The organism is Streptomyces sp. NBC_00250, assembly GCF_036192275.1.
GTDB lineage: Bacteria > Actinomycetota > Actinomycetes > Streptomycetales > Streptomycetaceae > Streptomyces.
This window is the reverse complement of record NZ_CP108088.1, coordinates 1,173,075-1,191,656: the sequence shown is the minus strand read 5'-3', so window position 1 is coordinate 1,191,656 and position 18,582 is coordinate 1,173,075. Positions and strand designations below refer to the sequence as shown.

Below are 18,582 nucleotides of genomic sequence, written 5' to 3'. Positions count from 1 at the left end.
GACGTTCAGCGGGACGGTTCAGCGGACGGACTTGATGGGCAGGACGCACAGGACCCCGAGGAGCGACAGCGTGAACGCCATCGCGAACAGGGGCCGGTAGCCGAAGTGGACGACGACCAGTCCGGCCAGTACCGGGGCGAGGACGTGGGGCACGTGGCTGGCGAGGCTGGCCACGCCGAGGTCCTTGGCCGCGTCCTCCTGCGAGGGGAGCACCTCGGAGATGAGTGCGGTGTCGACGGTCTGGTAGCAGCCGAAGCCGAGGCCGGCGAGCGCCGCGTAGATGAGGACGCCGTTCAGAGAGGGCATAAGGAAGGGCATCCCGAGACCCAGCCCGATGACCGCCGTGGAGACGGCGACGAACGGCTTGCGCCGGTTCAGCCGGTCCGACAGGCGGCCGCAGACGAGGACCGCCACCAGACCGGCCGAGAGGCTGATGAGCCCCACGGTCGGAATGGCCGCGAGGGCCTCGTCCCGTCCCAGCCCCGCGTAGTCCTGGAGGATGTACAACTGGTAGGCGCCCACCGTGTGGTAGCCGAGCAGGAGGAACATGCGGCTGACGACCGCCCACGCGAAGTCGGGATGCCGGCGCGGATTCACCCAGACCACGTGCACCAGGTCGGCGAGCGACAGACGGGACCGCTCCCGTCTCGGCGCGGCCGGGTCGGGGCACGCGATGACGAACACCACAGCCGTGAGGACGAGCACGCCGGCGACGCACCCGTACGTCAGCAGCATTCCGTGCGGGACCAGCGCGGATGCGAGTACCTGCCCGCCGAGGATTCCGGCCATGCTGCCGAAGCCGAGCACCGCGGACACGGTGCCGCGCACCGCGACCGGAACCCGGTCGGGAAGTATCGCGACCAGGACGCCGTTGCCGCCGGTCACGGCGGCCTGCACGACACACCACGAGACGATCACGGTCATCACCGTGTGCGACAGGGCCGTCGCGATCAGGCCGGCCGCACCCAGGAACGCACCCGCCAGGATGTAGGGCGCGCGTCGGCCGAACCGACTGCGTGAGCGGTCCGAGAACAGGCCCCACACCGGCTGTGCGAAGACCGAGACCACCGCGCCCACCGTGATCACGAGCGCGAGGTTGGCCTCCTTGTTGGCCGGGTCGATCTCCTCCAGGTGCCGCGCGAGCAACACCGTGGGAGCAGCCCCCCATACCAGGAAAGAGCCGAACTGAGCGAAGCCGAGTGATGCCGCGAGCCTGCGGTCGACGCGGGTGCGTGTCTCTGGATCGGGGGCTTTCACGGCCGATGACGTCTGTGTCATGCCATGCCTCTCGGTCATTGGCGGGAAGTGCTCCACGCCTGCCGGTGTCTGCTCCGCCTACGATTGACCACCTGGTAACAAACGTCAACCACTTGGTTACAAACATCTGACTGTTAGCCTCGGACACGCCGAGTCACCGACCGTCGAGAAGGGGGAGCCGCCGTGCCCCACGTCAGCGGCACACCGTCCCGCAGGGGCGTCGCGCGGCGCGAGCAGATCCTGGACGCGGCCGAGGAGACCTTCGCCGCCGGTGGATATGCCGCCACGACGCTGCGCGCCCTGGCCAAGAACATCGGCATGACCCACGCGGGGATCCTTCGGCACTACGCCTCGAAGGAGGATGTGCTCCGAGCCCTGCTGGAACGCTGGCGGAGTCGCACGGAAGCGGCAGGGCGGACCGGGCCCAGCGGCGACGACCTCATCCGCCTCCACCTCACCCTGCTGGGAGAAGCCGCAGGGCCGGACCACCCCGCTCACTCCTTCGTCGCGGACGCACTGCGCACCCGCCGCGAGCGACGGAGCGCCGTCGACTCGGCGCAGGAGGGCTCGGCGCTCGAGTACGTCGCCACTCAGGACGGCCTCCGGATCCTCAGCGCCTACCTGCCCGATCAGATCTCCCCGGCCGAGGTGACACACGCTCACCTCGGCGGCCGCCGCTGCACGTCAGGGACGCGCGCCTCCGCCGACTGGATCCCCAAGATCTCCAGCGGCCGGCCACACGTGCCCAGCGATCGCCGACCGGCATCGGACGACCGCACACAGGAGATCCTCGACGCCGCGTCGACAGCCTTTGCCCAGCACGGGTACCGAGCCACCAGTCTGCGCTCCATCGCCACCGGCATCGGCCTGAACCACAGCACCCTGCTGTACTACTTCGACTCCAAGGAAACTCTCCTCGCGGCGATCCTCAATCGCCGCGACCGCGACGCGGACACGGCCTACCTGACTCCCGTCACCGCCTACGACAAGGTCGCCAACGTCTACCGCAGGGCCGTATACAACGAAACGGTCCCCGACCGCGTACGGCTCTACTCCGCGCTGCTGTGCGAATCCATCGACCCTGGCCACCCCGCGCACGCCCATTTCGCGAGCCGCTACGCCCGCGTCCTCGACGCGCTCACCAGCGAACTCCACTCACTGCAGACCCAGAGACTGATCAGACCCGATCTGAACCCCCGCGCCGAGGCCGCCTGGTTCATCGCGCTGTGGGACGGGCTGCAACTCCATGCCTCGTACGAAAGCGAACTCCACATCCCCGAGAGGCTGTTGCATGCGCTCAACGAGCTCTTCGCCGACAACGTGTCCCACGAACGGCGCGCACAGCTGCTGACCGCAGCCGCCTGAGTGGGAGTCCCTGGCCCCCCCGCCCTTCGCTGATCGCACTGTCCGTGATGTAGCCCGACGCCGTCAGGTCCCGTAGATGCCGCCGAGCGGCAACCCGCGTTGCTCCGACATGAGGCTGACGTACCCGTAAGGCCAGTCGTTTCTCCCCGGAGTCTCCCCAGAGCTCGCTTGGATGCAAAAAATGCTGGTCAGAGGCTCGTTGGGGCAGGGCGAGGAGATCACCCGCATCGATTCTCGTCGGAGACTGCGGCTACGATGCCGCCTACTGAGTTCCCCGCATCATTGTCATATGAAGGCGATGAGCATCACCGATGGCCTCCTCGAGAGAGTCGAATACCTCACCAGTAGTACGTCGGTGTTCCTCCAACAGTGCCAGCGCAATCGCGTCGAGCTTGCGCTGGACAGCACGGTCTGCCCGCCGCTCGGCGTTCTTGAGGAGCGCCAACAGCAGCAGGGTCACCGACACCATGGTGTCCCCGACAAGAAGCTGCCAGCTCAGTGACAAACCCGCGGCATGGATCACGATGAAGGCTCCGACGAGCAGCAGGCAGAACGAGAAGAACAGAGGGGAGCTCGTCAGATTCGACGCTCGCTCCGCGAGGCGTTCGAACTGGCCTCGCCCTTTGCTTCCTCGTTCCGAAGGGTGCTGCAGGGTCATACTCCGTGAGCACCGCAGGAGGACGTGGACCGCATCCTGCCAGTGCGCACAGAGATAGACCCTCTGGAGGGCTTCCACCCACCGCAGCGGGACGCACACGTACGCCCCGGTCACCCGCCCGCGCGACGCAGCGACCCGGGTCATGGGCAGGAAGGGCGAGATCGCCTACCGTGCGGGCTGCGCCCCCAGTGTGCCCGCAGTGTGTGCCCGGCCTGTCGCACGGGTGATCCGCTCCGGTCCGCCACCGCGCGCACACCGTCCGGCAGCGTGAGCCGCAGGCCGCCCCGGAGTGGGACGCTGAAAGGTGAGGGTGCCGACGAGGCTCGGGAGAGCCGAACGGGATGAGGCATCCCCCGCCTGCCACAGCCGGTGGCGGGAGCACCTTGGAGGGCCGACGTGACGCGCGCAGAGTGGCTGCTGGCCCCCGGTGAACGCGGCAATACCGCGACGCGCCTGGACAGCCGCCGCCCGGACGGGAAGGTCTGGTCCGACGGGAATCAGGCACACGCCCTGGTCCACGGCGCCGCGTACTTCGGGGAACTCCTGGCGGCCATCCGCGAGATGCGCTCGGGTGACCTGCTTCTGTTCACCGACTGGCGCGGCGATCCCGAGGAGCGGCTCGCCGGGGAGGGTACCGAGATCGGATCGGTCCTGTGCCGGGCGGCAAGGCGACACGTCGTCGTCAAGGGGCTGCTCTGGCGGTCCCACCTGGACGGTCTCCGGTTCAGCCAGGAGGAGAACCGCCGCTTCGGCAAGGAGATCGAGGAGGCGGGCGGCGAGTGCCTGCTCGACATGCGGGTACGGCCCGGCGGCTCGCACCACCAGAAGATGGTGGTGCTGCGTCACCCCGGCCGCCCGGAGTTGGACGTGGCGTACGTCGGAGGAATCGATCTCTGCCGCAACCGCAACGATGATGACACCCACCGCGGCGACCGCCAGTCCCTGCCCATGGCCTCCGCCTACGGTCCGCACCCACCGTGGCACGACGTCCAGCTCGCCCTGCGCGGCCCGGTCGTCGGGGATGTCGAAGCAGTTTTCCGCGAACGATGGCAGGACCCCGCCCCGCTCAGCCGCAGCCCGGTCACCCGCCTACGCGCGCTGATGCACCGGGAGGACACCGACGCGGACAGCCTGCCGCCGCAGGTCGCCGATCCCGCTCCGTGCGGCACACACACCGTGCAGCTGCTGCGCACGTATCCGAACCGACTGCTGCTCGGGTACCCCTTCGCCCCCGACGGGGAGCGGAGCATCGCACGGGGGTACCTCAAGGCGCTGCGCCGGGCCCGGGCACTGATCTACGTCGAGGACCAGTACCTGTGGTCGCCGAAGGTCGTGGCCTGCTTCGCGCGGGCCCTGTCCAGGCACCCCGGACTGCTGATGATCGGAGTCATCCCCACGGTCCCGGAGCAGGACGGCCGGCTCACCCGGCCCATGAACCTGGTCGGCCGGGTCACCGCCCTGGACGAGCTGCGTCGCGCGGGCGGCGACAGGGTCGCGGTGTACGGACTGGAGAACCATGCCGGGACCCCCGTGTACGTGCACGCCAAGGTGTGCGTGATCGATGACGTGTGGGCCTCCGTGGGCTCCGACAACATCAACCTCCGCTCGTGGACCCACGACTCCGAACTCAGCTGCGCCGTCGTCGATGAGCGCCCGGACTCTCGGTGGCCACGCGACCCCGGAGGACTGGGAGACGGTGCACGCGTCTTCGCCCGGGAGCTGCGCCTGGGGCTCATGCGCGAGCACCTCGACGTGCAGGGGGCCGAGGGGCAGCAGGCGGCGGACCCCGACGTGCTGTGTGACCCGGCGACCGCCTTCGGTGCCTTCGAGGAGGCTGCCGCCGTGCTCGACGCGTGGCACGAAGGCGGCCGCCGTGGTCCGCGGCCGGCGGGCCGTCTGCGCCGGTACACAGCCCCGGACCTCTCCGGGGCACAGAGGGCGCTGTCGACCCCCCTGCACCACGTCCTGGTCGATCCGGACGGCCGTCCGCTGGGGCTGCGGCGCCGCAACACGTTCTGAACGAGTCGTTCCGCCGGCTCGGGGAGGAAGGCGTAGGCCGTCACGGCCCCATGCCCTCATCACGACGTTCCGTCGACGGGCGGGATTCCCGGTGCGGGGCCGGCGTGACCGATGGAACCGATCCGCCGGAAGGGAGCAGTCCCGCCATGGCTGCCAAGAGTGCGGAGAAGTCGAACGGCAAGCTGAAGGAAGCCGCCGGAAGGCGACGGGCATAAGCGCCCGGAGTCGGAAGGCGAGACGGACCAGATGGAGGGCACGGCCCGGGAAGCGGGCGAGGCGGTCCGTGACCGCGCCAAGGGCGCAGCAGGCTGTCTACCAGTAGTGCCGGCGTCCGCCGACCTCGTGACCGACCGCGCCGAGGATCCAGAGGATGGCGCCGATGACCACGAGGATGATCCCGATGGTCCAGAGAATACCGATGCCGGCCACGAGGCCGATCACGAGCAAGATGATGCCGAGGACAATCATGGTGTCCTCCGATTCCGCTGACGATTCCCTCTCAGCGTAGGCGTCACTTCCGCTCGTGGCTTCCGGGACCGGAGCTTCGGCCGGGGACGGTCCGGCACCGTGATCTCAGGCCGGGTGTCCTGGTGAGAGGTCGGCGACGTCACTCAACCGGAGCAGCGGCGGCCTTGCGGGGCCGGGTGGGCTCTGCGCGACGGGGGCGAGCAGGAAGCCGACATGATCTCCTCCGTCGACGATGCCCTGTACCCGGCCCACGAGCCAGGCGCAGGAGTCGTCCAGTACCGGCGCTCCGCCTTCTCCCGGCCGCCAGGCCACCCTGCCGAACTTGTCGATGTCGTCGCCGGTCCGCCCGCCGAACAGCTCGGCGACCTGTTTCTGGTCGCGGCGCAGGGCGTGTACGGCGAGGTGGGAGGCGTGGCGTGCGATGCGGTAGGTGCGGTTGGCGGTGGAGATCCACACCATGAAACGGGGCGGCTCGATCGAGCATGGTGACGCGAAGCCCACCAGGCAGCCGCCCTGCTCGCCGTGTGCTGCCGCCGTGACGGCGTACATCGGGTAGTCGAGCACGTCGGTGAAGCCGTCGAGGCCGGTCACGTTCGGCTCCTCGGCTCCGTAGGCAGCAGGGGACTGCGGAGCGCTGAGCGCCCCGACCTCCAGGCTTCGCGGATGTGGGCGCCGAGTTCGTTCTCGAGCAGGACGGTGGCCTCGCACCCGAAGGCGATGTCCGGCTCCAGTGCGGGTTCGTCGGCGAGGAGGCCGCCGATGACCTCACGCCGTACGACCTGTTCGTGGACGGCGTCGGCTTCGACGTGCTCTGCGTAGAAGTGCTCGGCGGCGGGCCCCGCGCCGCAGCGGCGCATGGCCTTGGCGAGCCTTCGGGAGCCGGGAGGCGAGGTGACCTCGACACAGGCGAAGTGGCCGACCAGGGCTCCGCGCAGGGCCCGGTGGAGTCCGAAGAGGGACATCAGATTGACCGTGGCGAGCAGCGGGGCGGGGGCGTGGTCCAGGTAGTGGCCGTAGGTCGGATCCAGGTCGAGGTCGGTCATGAGGTCCGCGAAGAGCTGCGCGTGAATGCGTTCGGGGTGACCGGCGCCGAACTCGTCGTACTCGACGGCCACCATCGCGGCCTTGGCTCGGCCGGTCAGCCTCGGGATGACCCAGGCGTGCGGGTCCGCCTCCTTGAGGTGGTAGAGGGAGCGCAGGGCGGCGTACTCGCGCAGCTGCCACAGATCGCCCTCGGTTTCCAGGTAGTGGGTGACGCTGTCGGACGGATTCACCTGTTCGACGAGCAGCGGGGCGAAGGCTTCCTCGACGGATCGGGGCCCACCGGTGAGTGTGGCGCGCAGCGCGTCGAGGAACAGGGATTCCGACTCCTGCCGCAGACGGAGCAGGTCCGGGTCCCATTCGCGATCGTCTTCGACACCCTCGAAGCCCCGGTAGTGGAGTTCGTACAGCAGGTACAGCGCGAGCTGGAGGTCTTCTCCCCAAGGGTCCGCTCTTCGGATGCTGGCCTCGGTGTACGCGGGTGGCCGGTCGGTCCGCAAGGCTCTCTCCACGGCGCTCGACAGGTCGCCCCGCGCGGCGGCGAGGCGGGGGCCGGTGGTGGTGTCCGGGGCGCTCGGGCTGGGAGGGGTCATCGGGGTCTCCCGTCCTCGGTGGGCGCGACGGCTCGCTCGCGGGATCGGTGGCTGGTGTCGCACCAGGGATACGCACGGCTGCGGCGGCACATGCAGACCGCGACCATGAACCGATCGGATCGGGCGAGAGTTCCGTCGGCCAGCACGATCTCCACCGGGCCCTCGATCAGGATCGGGCCCTGCGGGTCGATGGCGATCCGGCGGGCGGGACGTGAGGGGATCGGGGCGGTCGCGGAGGTGGCCGACGGGGCCGTGGCGGAGGGTGCTTCGGCGGCCGCCGCGGTGATGGCGCACGGCGCCACACCGTCAGGGGTGCGCGGCACGGATGATCACCAGTTCCTCGCGCTCGGCGCCGTCGCCCGCCAGGCCCTGCCTCCGCAGCCAGGTCCGCCGCGCACGCAGTACCGGACCCCACGGGACCGAGGTACGCGCCGTCACCTCGGCGGCCAGCCCGCCCGCTTCCAGACGGGCCACGGTGGCCGGTGGACCGCACATCCCGGAGTGCACCATCAGCAGGACCCCGCCGGGTCGCAGCAAGGCCGGCGCACACGCGCAGACGCGGTCGATGACTCTCCGCCCGTGGGGGCCGGCGTCCCAGGCGCGGGCCGCCCCGTGCGGCGGCGGCCGGGGTCGCGCCGAGGGAACGTAGGGCGGGTTGGTGAGGACGACGTCGAAGCGTCGGCCCTGGGTACGGGTCGCGAAATCGCCGTGCATCACTCTCAGTGGCAGTCCCTGCCGGAAGGCGTTCAGGCCGGCCGCGATGACCGCGGGCCACGAGACGTCGACCGCTTCGACCCGGGCCCCGGTACGCGCTGCGGACAGGGCGAGAGCACCTGTTCCGGTGCCGATGTCCAGCACGTCGGTGTCGGCGTCCATCCGTTCGTGGGAGAGAGCCTCCGCGAGGAGCCAGGTGTCGGCCTGCGGGCGATAGACGCCAGGCAGGGCGATGAGCCGTCTGGGAGGCATGCCGAAGCTCAGAGCCGTAGTGGGCACCATGAGCCTCCGGATCTCTGGGGCCGTCGGGGTGGGAAACGTCGTCGATGACGAGGGGACGAGTGTCCGGGATCGCGACCCCTCACCGGCGTCCGCCGTTTCCTGCGACTCGACTCGGAGGGAACGGGGTTGCCTGCCTTGCTCGGCCGCCGACATACGGGAGGGGACTCCTTCGTGTCAGGACACTGCTCCATTGTTGCGCGGAGCTACGTCGTCCGCTTGCTCGGTGCGTCCGCATCACCTGTCGGGGCGTGGGCGGAGGCGCTGGCGCGGGCCCGCAACCTCCGCGGTGTCCATGCGGGAATTGTGAGGAGGGAAATTGCGGGTACGGGTGGCGGGAACGGGCTCGGGCAGCGCCTCGGGGACGGTCTCGGGGGTGGCCAGGTGGCCAGGTGGGAATCGAGCGGTTGTTCGCTCTGTCCGGTCAGGTGTGGCGGACGACGACGGCGTTCGGCATCGCCCGGCTCGCCGTGTTGGGTCTCTCGTTCGGCACGGTGGTGCGGAACGGTGCTTCCTCAGGTTTCTCGATGGGCATGCCCAGTCAGAACTAATATGTACGGGTAGTCCTAGTTTGTTAGGGAAGTGGTCGATCATGTCGGGCAAGGAGAAGGGTCGGGCCAAGGCCGAGCAGGCCAAGGGCAAGGTCAAGGAGACGGCGGGCCGTGCGGTGGGCAACGAACGCCTGACCGCCGAGGGGCGTGCCGAGAAGGCGAAGGGGAACGCCCGCCAGGCCAAGGAGAAGGTCAAGGACGTCTTCAAGGGCTGATCCGCCGGCGGCGTGAGTCGTGGTCGAGGAGGCGCCCATGTGAGACGGCGCGTTCCCGCTTGTGGAGAGGGGCGAACGGCGGTGGCTGAATGAGAAGCGTGGGCGTGGAAGAAGAGCTGCTTCTCGTGCATGCCCGCAGTGGGGAGCCCCTCGCTCTGGCCGGTGCTGTCCTCGCGGCTGCGGACCGGTCCGCAGGGCAGCGGCCGCGCGGTGATGGCGCGCCAGGACACGCCTTCGAGAAGGAACTGCAGAAGGAACAGCTGGAGTTCGCCACCAAACCGGTGACGGAGATGGGCGAACTCGGGGACGAAGTCACCCGGTGCCGCGCCGAGGCCGGTCGGCACGCCGCGTCCGCAGGCGCCCTCGTGGCGGCCCTCGCCACCTCGCCGCTACCCGCCCGGCCCTCGCTGAACGCCGGCAAGCGATACGCATGGCTGGGCGAACAGTTCGGCCTGACCGCGCAGGAGCAACTCACCTGCGGCTGCCACGTCCACGTCTCGGTCGAGTCCGACGAGGAAGGTGTCGCCGTACTGGACAGGATCCGGCCCTGGCTTTCCGTTCTGACCGCGATGAGCGCGAACTCGCCCTTCTGGCAGGGGCAGGACAGCAAGTACGCGAGTTATCGCAGCCGGGTGTGGAACAGGCTGCCCTCGGCCGGCCCGATGGACGTCTTCGGCTCCGCCGATCGCTACCACGAGCAGGTCCGTGCCATGCTCGACACCGGAGTCCTGCGCGACGAGGGGATGATCTACTTCGACGCCCGGCTGTCGGCCACCTACCCCACGGTGGAAGTCAGAGTGGCGGACGTGTGCCTCGAAGCGTCGACGCCCGTACTCCTCGCCGCCTTGGTGCGCGCCCTCGTCGAGACCGCCGCCAAGGCTTGGCGCGAAGGAGATCCGCCCTCCCGCGTCAGCACGGACCTGTTGCGGCTGGCGGCATGGCAGGCCGGCCGTTCGGGTGTGGACGGCCCCCTCCTCCATCCCGAAACCATGAGGGAGGCGTCGGCGGCGGAGGTCGTCCAGGCGCTGTACGCCCATGCTAGGGACGCCTTGGTCGAGAGCGGCGACGACGAACGGGTCCGCGAAGGCGTCGCCGGTCTGCTGGAAGGGGGCAATGGGGCTCGCATCCAGCGCGAGCTCCTGCGTACGCATGGCAGTCTCGCCTCGGTGGTCACCCAGTGCGCGCGTATCACGAGCGACTCCCGAGCCTGAGATGCCAGAACCGACGAAGGAGGCGGGCGCCAGGAAGCCCCAGGCCACGAGGCCGGCTTCGTAGCGGGCGGCGACGCTCCGGCGCCGGGCGTCCGCCTGGAAGGCGAGGAGAAGGATCATGGCAGCGAAACGGACCGTCTACCACGTCGCACCGTCCGGCGAGCGGGCGGCGGCCGCGGGGGTGAAGTGGCAGGTCGAGGGCAGAGAAGGCCGCCGGCTGCTGCACGAACCGCACAGGACACAGAAGGACGCGCTCGACGCCGCACGCCGGCACGCCAAGGAGCACACCCCCGCACAGGTCGTCGTCCATGCCCGCGACGGGCACATCAGAACCGCCTACACCTACGGCGACGCCCCCGTGACATCCCCCGACGAACGCGGACGCAGAGCAGGGGAACGCGGGGGCCTCTTCTAGGGCATCCCTGCGCGCTTCCTGTCCTGGTCGCCGCCGTGCGGCATGCCGGACCGGGGCGGGCGTCCACTGGAGCGCGGCGCCATTCATCCTGAAGCGGGTCACCTCGGCGAGCGGTGCGGCCGAGGTGATCACCGGGTGGTCTGCAGCACCGCCCGGCGGCGAACAGCATGTGGGTCTCGCGGTCGAGCCGGACCTGCACGCTGGGCCGGCGCTCGATGTCGCTCAAGCATGTGCTGGAGGAAGCGGCTGAGGTCGGTGAGGGTGGAGAAAGTGCCGGCGATTCCGCAGGTGCCTCCGAGAAGACGGGCAGAGAAGTCGTGGGCGGCGCCCTTGAGGTGGGTGCCGGATTCCTCGTCGAGTTCGGTGGGGGCGCAGCGGGCGGTCGTGTCTGCGGGCAGGGGGCCGAAGCGGGTCTCGGCCATACGGAGGGGTTCCCAGATCCAGCTTGCGGCAATGTGGTCGAGGGGTTGGCCGGCGAGGTACTCGGCCAGGTAGCCGAGGATCAGGGCAGCACGGTCGGTGTACTCGACGGCCTGGCTGGGGTCGCGGTGGAGGGCCTCGTGAAGGACGCCGTCGCGGATGTCCTGGGGGTCGTGCCGTAAAGGTTCTTGAGGTTGGCACGCAGAGGGAGGCCGGCCGTGTGGGTCAGGAGCTCGTGGGTGGTGACCTGGGCCAGAGCGGGCCGCGTTGGTGGCGCCGGCCGTGCGGAGCGCTGGCAGGAGGCCGGGGCTGGTGCGGAGGCGGTCGAGTTCACGAGCGACGGCGTGCGGGTCGGCGAAGTCGGTCGCGAGGCCGGTTGCCGCTCAGTGCCTCGGTGAGGCCGGGAACGGGTTGGTAGAGGACGGGGAGCCCGCATGCCTTGGCTTCGACTGCGACGAGACCCATGGGCGCGGAACCGCGCATGGGGCCTCGCTCAGGAGTTCCCGTCCTCGGGCGAGGCCCACCGCGGAACCCTGTGGCAGGACCGCACAGGCCAATGGAGGGATCTGCATCTGATTCGCTCCGTCCCGTCGATCGACGGCGCACCCGCCTGCGCCGTGCTCGCGGAGCGGCCCTTCCGCGTCCCGTACGGCCTCACCCCGCGCGAGCTCGATGTCCTGGGCCTGATCGTCGCCCACGGCTACTCCAACCCCGAGATAGCCGCCCGGCTCGTGCTCAGCGTCCGCACCGTCATCACGCACATCGTGCACATCTTCGACAAGCTCGGATGCGACAGCCGTGTCCGAGCTGCGGCGATCGCCCTGAGGGAGGGGCTGGTCCGAGTGGAGTTCGCGGGCGGATGACCTCTGCCGCAGCGTGCGTCAGATCTTCTCCGGGGCACGCGGTGGTGCGGCCAGCTGGACGGCGGTTGGCCCGGTGGCGCGGGCGAGCCGCGGTTGGCGGCTCCGGTTCTCCCCGGATTCTCCCCAGCGTCTGAGGGGACCTCGATAGCCCAGCTCCGGGGCCCCTTTGATGTCTTTCCGTCGGCCGATACCCGGAACGGGGATCGCGCGGCAGGGCCGGCCTTCGCCGCCTTGCTGACCGATCGTCAAGTCCGGGTTGGGTGCAGCAGCTTCCACCCCGACGCACGTCGCCCCCGCCGTCGACGAGGCCGGTCCTCTCCGCGTGAGCGGAGGTGGACCGGCGAAACCGTACAGGTGAGGCGGCGGTGGTCCCGGCCCTTGCTGTGGGGCCGCAGGCGGGTCGTCGCGAGCGGGCCCCTACGCGCAACCCCACCTGAACTGCCATCGAAGTGGTGGGCGGCGACGTTTCCGCTGCCGAGACCACGCCCTCGTGCGCGTGAGCGCGTTGCGCCCCCGCAGTCGAACCCAGCGGCCACGGGCGGCGGCCCTCCACGGGGGACCCCCGGTCGGCAGGAGCGCGGTCGACACCCCGCCGGATGCCGCCCGTCGCGCCCGGCTGCTCCGAGTGGACCCCACCGGTGGTGGACCTCCCGCCGCGAATTCAGGCTGGTCCACGGCGGTGCCCGCTCGAACCACGCGGCAGCGGGCCGAGCCGGACGGCATCGTCCCGGCCGGGACGGTCGAGAGGGTCAACCACGCGGGAGAGACGGGATCATGACGGGACAGGACGACAGAACGGGCCGCGTACCGGCCGTTCGGGGGAACGCCCGGCACGTACGGAAACGGGGGGAACGCCACCACGCGCGGCGACGCCCCGGGGACGCGCGCACCTGGGCGGCCGTTGCCGCAGCGGGCCTCGCCTTCCTGGGTGCCGTCGCTCCGACACCGAGCAGCGCCGCGTCGTCAGCCCTCCCATGGCCCCCGCCGGGTGGTGCTCCGGCGCGGTTCGTGTCCGGTCCCTGCCCGGACACACCCGAGCCGATCCCCGGCCGGTGCGGAACCCTGGAGGTGCCCGAGAGCCGGGCCCATCGTGGCGGACGGACCATCGAGTTGACCGTGGCCATCATTCCGGCCACGTCGACGAAGCCGGCCCGGGACCCGGTGGTGTTCATGGAAGGGGGGCCCGGCGGCGACGCGATCGGGGCCATCCCCTTCCTGATCGACTCCAAGGTCAACCGCGACCGCGACCTGATCGTCATGACGCAGCGCGGAGGGCTCCACTCGCGTCCGAACCTCGCCTGCCCGGAGATCGACCGGTTCTACGGGGAGGCCGTCGGGCTGCGCTACGACGCGCCCTCGACCGGACGGCGGCTCGTACGGGCGGCGAAGGAGTGCCGGGACCGTCTGACGGCCGAAGGCGTCGATCTGCGCGCCTACAACACCACCGAGAACGCCGCCGACTTCGCCGCCCTGCGCAAGGCGCTGGGCATCGAGAAGTGGAACGTCTACGGCTACTCCTACGGCACCGACCTGGCCCTCACCTACCTGCGCCGGCACCCCCAGGGGATCCGCTCGGTGGCGATCGACTCGGTCGTACCCCCGCAGATCGTCAGCCTGCCGTGGACCTGGGACAGTGCCCGCGAGGGAATCGGCGCGATCTTCGACGCGTGCGCGGCCCAGCCGAGCTGCAAGAACCGCTACCCGGACCTCCCGCGGACACTGACCGAACAGGTCCGGCGCCTGGAGGCGAGCCCCCTGACGCTGACGGTGGAGCCGCCCGGGGGAGGGAACCCGGTGAAGGTCGTCCTCGACGGGGGCACCCTGGTGAACATCCTGGTCACCAACGGCCGCGCCATGCCGGCCGCGGACGTCCCCGCGGCGCTCGACGAACTCGCCCGCGGCAATCCCGAGCGCCTCGCGAAGGTACAAGCCGCCGGCGCGACGCCCGTCATCGGTGAGATGGCCCACGGTCTGACGCATTCGGTGGCGTGCAGCGAATGGGTGCCGGGCCATTCGAAGTCCGACCTCCTGGCGGCGGGGCGCCGGGCCTTCCCCGGGTGGCCGGACACGGTCCTCGCCCAAGCACCGCAGCTGCCCTTCGAGCACGACCTGTGCCGCGTCTGGAACGTCCCGGACCGCACCGCGATCCAGCGGGTGGCCACCTTCAGCAAGGTGCCGACGCTCATCGTCTCCGGAACCTTCGACGCCAAGACCGGAGCGAAGTGGGGGCCGTACACGGGCCGCACGCTGCCCCGCTCGACCGCCGTACGGATTCCCGGGATCGGCCACTTCGTGGTTCCCCAGTCGCCCTGCGCACAGAGCGTCCTGGCGTCCTTCCTCGCGCGTCCGACCGCGCCCGAAACCGGTTGCGTCGCAGGACTCACACCCGCACCGTTCACCATCACCCCCCTCCCGGAGAGAACATGACGTCCCTCTGCCCACCCCCTCACCGGCGCGCGCCGCGCCGCCTCACGGCCCTGCTCGCCGGGGCCACCGCGGGTGTCCTGGTCACCGGACTCGCCGCGATGCCCGCACAAGCCGAGTCCGGCGTCGCGGAACCGCTGGGCACGGTCGCCCGGACGGCGGGCGACGCCCGATTCGAGCCCGGCCCCTGCCCGAGGACGGCGGACCCCATCCCCGACCTGGAGCGCGCCCGCTGCGGAACGCTCACCGTGCCCGAGAAGCGGAACCGCCACAAGGCGCGCAAGAAGATCACCCTCGGCGTCGCGATCATCCCCGCGGCCACCAGCAGACGGGCGTCCGACCCGATCGTGTGGCTCGCCGGCGGACCCGGCGACGACGCGGTGTCCGAGATCCCGATGGCCGTCGCCGGTGGGCTCAACCGCGACCGTGACGTGATCTTCATGTCCCAGCGGGGGACGTACTCCGCCGACCCGGAGCTCACCTGCCCGAACGTGGACGCGTTCGCCGCGCGTGCCCTCGGTCTCGTCTTCGGCGCGCCGTCCACCGGACGCCTGCACGTCCAGGAGACGCGGGAATGCCGCGACCGGCTGGTGAGCCGCGGAGCCGACCTCAGCGCCTACAACGGCACCGAGAGCGCCGCCGACTACGACGGCCTGCGCAAGGCGCTGGGCATCAAGCAGTGGAACGTCTTCGGCATCTCCTACGGCACCGACCTGGCGCTCCAGTACATGCGCCTGCACCCGAAGGGCATCCGGTCGGTCGGCATCGACGGCGTCCTGCCGCCGTCCCTCGCCGGAGGGGCCGTGACCTGGAAGGCCGCACGAGAAGGCTTCGACGGCATTTTCAAGGCCTGCGCGGAGCAGGCCGCATGCAACGCCCGCTATCCGAACCTCAAGGCCACCTTCGAGCGCCTCGTCCGCGAGCTCGAGGCCCGACCGGTCACCACCACCGTGACGGTCCCGGGCCACCCGGAGCCGGTGAAGGTCGTGCTGGACGGCGGACTGCTGGTGAACTGGCTGACCTTCGCCAGTCATCTCGCGGCCGGAGTGCCCCGCTCCCTCGACGAGTTGGCGCACGGCAACCCGCAGCGGATCGCCGAGCAGTTGGCGGGCGGGAGGCTCAGCCCGCAGGCCAACGGGAGGGTCTCCCACGGCCTCGCCTTCGGCGTCTTCTGCAGCGAGTGGACACCGTACGAGAGCGAGGAGGACGTGGTCAGGGCCGGGCGGCGCCTGTTCCCGTCGTTCCCCCGCTCGGTGCTGGCCAACGCTCCGCTGCTCACCTGGCTCCACGCGGACTGCCGCGCCTGGGACGTCCCCGCGGCACCGCGCTCGATCCGGAAGGTGACGCGCAGCGACATCCCGACGCTCGTCCTGTCCGGCGGGTTCGACTCCCAGACCGCGCCGAGCAGCGGGGCGTACGCCGCCCGTACGCTGAGCCGCTCCACGGCCGTCACGGTCCCCTACGTCGCCCACGTGGTCTTCGCGGACTCCCCGTGCGCGCAGGAGATCACCACCTCCTTCTTCGACACCCCGAACGCGCCGGACACCGGATGCCTCGCAGGCCTCCAGCCGCCTCAGTTCGAGATCACACCGTAGAAGCCGACCACTTCCGGCACCCTTCCCCCGCCCGGTCCGCTCCCTCCACCCGGAGGCGCGGGCCGGGCTCCGTGCCGCGGTGGACGGTGATCGGTGACTCAGGTGGGGTGGGTGTCGTCCGAGCGGAGGGCGGTGCGGACGCCGTGAACGACCACGGCGATCAGGCACAGTGCGATGACGGTCTCGGCCCACAGGAAGGCGAACCAATCGATCACGCAACCGATCGGGGGTGTGCCGGGAGCGGTGTTGCGGAACGCCGCGAGGGCGAACAACGTGGCGGCCATCCAGGCCATGGCAGGCCACACCAGGCCCTTGCTGCGGGTCGTCAGGTACCAGGCCCCGAGGAGCACGGACGCCGCCAGCGCCCACATCACGACCATCATGAAGACCGCGAAGACGAGCAGGCTGGGCGATCGGGACAGCCTCAGCGCCACGACGGCCTCCTGCCCGGAGGGCGGGGGTGTCGCCGAGACGGAGAAGAGCGTGCTGTTGTTGGTGAGGAGCATCCGCACCGGCACCGGCTTGCCACCCAGCAGCGCCCAGAACTCGATGTCGGTCTCGTACGTGTCGAACGGGTAGTCGCCGACCGAACCACCCGTCGTCGCGACCTGCACGTCCTTGGGCGCGAGCCGCTCGTGCGCCGTGAACGCCAGGTCGCTGAGGGTCGCCACGGAGGTCTGGAGGCTGAGATCGGCCACCGGGGCGGTCCCGTCCTCCTCACCGAGAGCCCCGCGCGGGATGACCCGGACCCGCAGGACGAGCTCTCTGGCCGCGGCGTCGACGCTCTGGACGGTGGCCTCCACATCCACCCGGTCGGGGGCCCGGGAACCCACCGCGTGGACCGTGTCGTTCGTCTCCCGCTCGCTGACCTGCAGCCACGACCCCACGGACACGGCCACCAGGATCAGGACCGCGAGCGGAAGCACGACCGGCAGGATCGACGTCCCGAAGCGTCGTGGGCGTGGGCGGGGGGATGGCGAGGGTGGGGCCATGGTGACTCCGACGAGGTGAGGAGGGCAACGGGCTCGTCCCGCCCGGCGGAGGGAAGGGGTCGGGTCACCCTCCGGGTCCGGGTGGCCACTTTAGGTGTTCGGCGGCTTGTCGCCGCGGAGGCGGCGGCGCTGCGCGGCCGTCCGGGCCGGGTCCCCGACCGTGCCGAGGGCGGTGTCCTGGCCGAACCCCGGTCCGGTGCGTCCGTACGGCGGTGAGCGCCGTGTCTCCGCAGGGGCTCGCACCCGTGATGTCCGGGCCGACGCGGCGGGCAGGTCGCGAGCGCGCGCGTCACCCCGACGGTCGGAGCCCGAGCCGGGTCGGGCGGGACATTCCCGGTGAGTCGGAGGAGCATCTATGGGTGTGAGGTCGGTACGGCGCGCCGCGCCGCCGATGGCAGGAGGCGGCGCACGTCGGCCGGCCGGGAGGAGGCGGCCATGATCGTCGACTGCGCTCATTACCGGGACGGGCGTCGGCAGCACGAGGGTGCGATGCCACTGGAGCAGGCGGCCGCGCGCTGCAGGCTGGGCGGATTCGTCTGGCTGGGCATGTTCGAACCGAGCCCCGAGGAGCTGAGCCGGGTCCGTGAGGTCTTCGGACTGCATGAGCTGGCCGTCGAGGACGCCCGGACGTTCCACCTGCGGCCGAAGGCGGAGCAGTACGAGGACGGCACCGAACTGATCATCCTGCGCACGGCACGCTACGACGACGAGCGGGAGGAGGTCGACACCGGCGAGATCAGCATCTTCCTCGCCGAACACTTCGTGATCACGGTTCGCCAGGGCATCGCGAGCGAGCTGCACGAAGCCCGCAGCCGGCTGGAGAGCCGCCCCGAGCTGCTGAAGTCCGGCAGCGCCTCCACGCTGTGGGCCATCTTCGACCAGGTGGTCGACAGTTACGCGCCGGTCGTCGAGGAGCTCGAACGCGACATCGAGCAGATCGAGGCCACCGTGTTCTCCGGGGCGGTCGCCCCGACCCAACGGATCTACTTCCTGCGCCGTGAGGCGACCGACTTCTACCGCGCCGTACACCCGCTGCTCGCAGTGCTCGGGCGGCGTCTGCAGTCCGGCAAGTCGCCCCCCGCGCTCCTGCCGTACATCCGCGACGTCCACGACCACCTGCTGCTGGTCAACGAGGAGGTCGCGGCCCAGCGCGACCTTCTGACCACCGTCCTGGAGGCGAACATCGCGGTGATCTCCGTCGAGCAGAACAAGATCAACCTCCGGCAGAGCGCCACGATGGAACGGCTCACCATCCTCGCCAGTGTGTTTCTCCCGCTGTCCTTCGTCGTCGGCTACTTCGGGCAGAACTTCGACTGGCTGGTCAGCCACATCAGCGGCTTCCCGGCCTTCCTCGCCCTCACCGTCGGCGGAGTGCTGCTGCCCTGCCTGATGCTCTACATCTGGCTGCGCCGCCGCCGCGACCCTCTGCCACAGCCGACGCCGGAAGTGACCAACCCGGTCCAGCGGGATGCGCCGGCCTCCACCGAGTGAGGACCCCGCGG

The 18,582-nt window shown here is 70.5% G+C and carries 18 protein-coding genes and 2 pseudogenes; 10 read left to right on the top strand and 10 right to left on the bottom strand.

Features of this window, described 5'->3' with window-relative positions; translation table 11 throughout:
- Window positions 1–18 precede the first annotated feature (18 nt).
- Window positions 19–1,278 carry an MFS transporter gene (locus tag OG259_RS05250; protein ID WP_328941111.1) on the bottom strand — a complete coding sequence of 420 codons (1,260 nt, stop codon included), beginning with the start codon at window positions 1,276–1,278 and terminating at the stop codon, window positions 19–21.
- Window positions 1,279–1,440: 162 nt separating this feature from the next.
- Here OG259_RS05250 and OG259_RS05245 point away from each other — a divergent pair, with 162 nt between their 5' ends.
- Window positions 1,441–2,622, top strand: a complete 1,182-nt coding sequence (locus tag OG259_RS05245) for a TetR/AcrR family transcriptional regulator (protein ID WP_328941110.1) — start codon at window positions 1,441–1,443, stop codon at window positions 2,620–2,622.
- A 262-nt stretch (window positions 2,623–2,884) separates the two neighbouring features.
- Here the strand turns inward: OG259_RS05245 and OG259_RS05240 are convergent, their stop codons facing one another.
- The gene (locus OG259_RS05240) at window positions 2,885–3,280 is read right to left on the bottom strand and encodes a low affinity iron permease family protein (protein WP_328941109.1); all 396 of its coding nucleotides are present in this window, start codon (window positions 3,278–3,280) and stop codon (window positions 2,885–2,887) included.
- A 396-nt stretch (window positions 3,281–3,676) separates the two neighbouring features.
- Here OG259_RS05240 and OG259_RS05235 point away from each other — a divergent pair, with 396 nt between their 5' ends.
- Window positions 3,677–5,299 carry a phospholipase D family protein gene (locus OG259_RS05235; protein WP_328941108.1) on the top strand — a complete coding sequence of 541 codons (1,623 nt, stop codon included), beginning with the start codon at window positions 3,677–3,679 and terminating at the stop codon, window positions 5,297–5,299.
- Window positions 5,300–5,611: 312 nt separating this feature from the next.
- Here the strand turns inward: OG259_RS05235 and OG259_RS05230 are convergent, their stop codons facing one another.
- The 5 genes from OG259_RS05230 to OG259_RS05210 form a co-directional block, all read right to left on the bottom strand.
- The gene (locus OG259_RS05230; protein ID WP_099054363.1) at window positions 5,612–5,767 is read right to left on the bottom strand and encodes a DUF6131 family protein; all 156 of its coding nucleotides are present in this window, start codon (window positions 5,765–5,767) and stop codon (window positions 5,612–5,614) included.
- 105 nt (window positions 5,768–5,872) lie between these two features.
- A complete protein-coding gene (locus tag OG259_RS05225) occupies window positions 5,873–6,358 on the bottom strand; it encodes a flavin reductase family protein (protein ID WP_328941107.1) in 486 nt (161 codons plus the stop codon).
- Window positions 6,355–7,401 (bottom strand): iron-containing redox enzyme family protein, encoded by a 1,047-nt coding sequence (locus tag OG259_RS05220; RefSeq protein WP_328941106.1) that lies wholly within the window; start codon window positions 7,399–7,401, stop codon window positions 6,355–6,357. The genes OG259_RS05225 and OG259_RS05220 overlap by 4 nt, the downstream gene beginning before the upstream one ends.
- Complete coding sequence (locus OG259_RS05215) at window positions 7,398–7,622, bottom strand: CDGSH iron-sulfur domain-containing protein (protein WP_079037864.1); 225 nt, start codon at window positions 7,620–7,622, stop codon at window positions 7,398–7,400. Before OG259_RS05215 ends, OG259_RS05220 begins: the two co-directional genes overlap by 4 nt.
- Window positions 7,623–7,707: 85 nt before the next feature.
- Entirely contained in the window at window positions 7,708–8,367 is a 660-nt protein-coding gene (locus tag OG259_RS05210; RefSeq protein WP_328941105.1) for a HemK2/MTQ2 family protein methyltransferase, read from the bottom strand.
- A 419-nt stretch (window positions 8,368–8,786) separates the two neighbouring features.
- Here OG259_RS05210 and OG259_RS05205 point away from each other — a divergent pair, with 419 nt between their 5' ends.
- From OG259_RS05205 to OG259_RS05190, 4 genes are all read left to right on the top strand, one after another.
- Window positions 8,787–8,945: a hypothetical protein gene (locus OG259_RS05205; RefSeq protein WP_328941104.1), complete on the top strand. Its 159-nt coding sequence runs from the start codon at window positions 8,787–8,789 to the stop codon at window positions 8,943–8,945.
- 41 nt (window positions 8,946–8,986) lie between these two features.
- Window positions 8,987–9,160, top strand: a complete 174-nt coding sequence (locus OG259_RS05200) for a CsbD family protein (protein ID WP_328941103.1) — start codon at window positions 8,987–8,989, stop codon at window positions 9,158–9,160.
- Between the two features lie 89 nt (window positions 9,161–9,249).
- On the top strand, window positions 9,250–10,371 hold the full coding sequence (locus tag OG259_RS05195; protein ID WP_328941102.1) for a glutamate--cysteine ligase: 1,122 nt from the start codon (window positions 9,250–9,252) through the stop codon (window positions 10,369–10,371).
- 118 nt (window positions 10,372–10,489) lie between these two features.
- Window positions 10,490–10,786 carry a DUF2188 domain-containing protein gene (locus OG259_RS05190; RefSeq protein ID WP_024757207.1) on the top strand — a complete coding sequence of 99 codons (297 nt, stop codon included), beginning with the start codon at window positions 10,490–10,492 and terminating at the stop codon, window positions 10,784–10,786.
- Between the two features lie 200 nt (window positions 10,787–10,986).
- On the opposite strand, the pseudogene OG259_RS05185 reads toward OG259_RS05190, so the two are convergent.
- A pseudogene (locus OG259_RS05185) lies at window positions 10,987–11,462 on the bottom strand (serine hydrolase); the annotation flags it as partial.
- A gap of 1 nt (window position 11,463) precedes the next feature.
- Window positions 11,464–11,671, bottom strand: a pseudogene (locus OG259_RS05180) (glycosyltransferase); the annotation flags it as partial.
- Between OG259_RS05180 and OG259_RS05175 the strand changes: the two are divergent.
- The 3 genes from OG259_RS05175 (at window position 11,641) to OG259_RS05165 (ending at window position 16,088) form a co-directional block, all read left to right on the top strand.
- Window positions 11,641–12,069: a response regulator transcription factor gene (locus OG259_RS05175; RefSeq protein ID WP_328941101.1), complete on the top strand. Its 429-nt coding sequence runs from the start codon at window positions 11,641–11,643 to the stop codon at window positions 12,067–12,069. The pseudogene OG259_RS05180 and the gene OG259_RS05175 sit on opposite strands and share 31 nt — an antisense overlap.
- A gap of 1,116 nt (window positions 12,070–13,185) precedes the next feature.
- The gene (locus OG259_RS05170; RefSeq protein ID WP_328941100.1) at window positions 13,186–14,496 is read left to right on the top strand and encodes an alpha/beta fold hydrolase; all 1,311 of its coding nucleotides are present in this window, start codon (window positions 13,186–13,188) and stop codon (window positions 14,494–14,496) included.
- The gene (locus OG259_RS05165) at window positions 14,493–16,088 is read left to right on the top strand and encodes an alpha/beta hydrolase (RefSeq protein WP_328941099.1); all 1,596 of its coding nucleotides are present in this window, start codon (window positions 14,493–14,495) and stop codon (window positions 16,086–16,088) included. The genes OG259_RS05170 and OG259_RS05165 overlap by 4 nt, the downstream gene beginning before the upstream one ends.
- Window positions 16,089–16,186: 98 nt before the next feature.
- Here the strand turns inward: OG259_RS05165 and OG259_RS05160 are convergent, their stop codons facing one another.
- Window positions 16,187–17,023, bottom strand: coding sequence for a DUF4436 family protein (locus OG259_RS05160; RefSeq protein ID WP_328946999.1), 837 nt, complete (start codon window positions 17,021–17,023; stop codon window positions 16,187–16,189).
- A 492-nt stretch (window positions 17,024–17,515) separates the two neighbouring features.
- On the opposite strand from OG259_RS05160, the gene OG259_RS05155 reads away from it, so the two are divergent.
- Window positions 17,516–18,571, top strand: a complete 1,056-nt coding sequence (locus OG259_RS05155; protein ID WP_328941098.1) for a magnesium and cobalt transport protein CorA — start codon at window positions 17,516–17,518, stop codon at window positions 18,569–18,571.
- Window positions 18,572–18,582 lie beyond the last annotated feature (11 nt).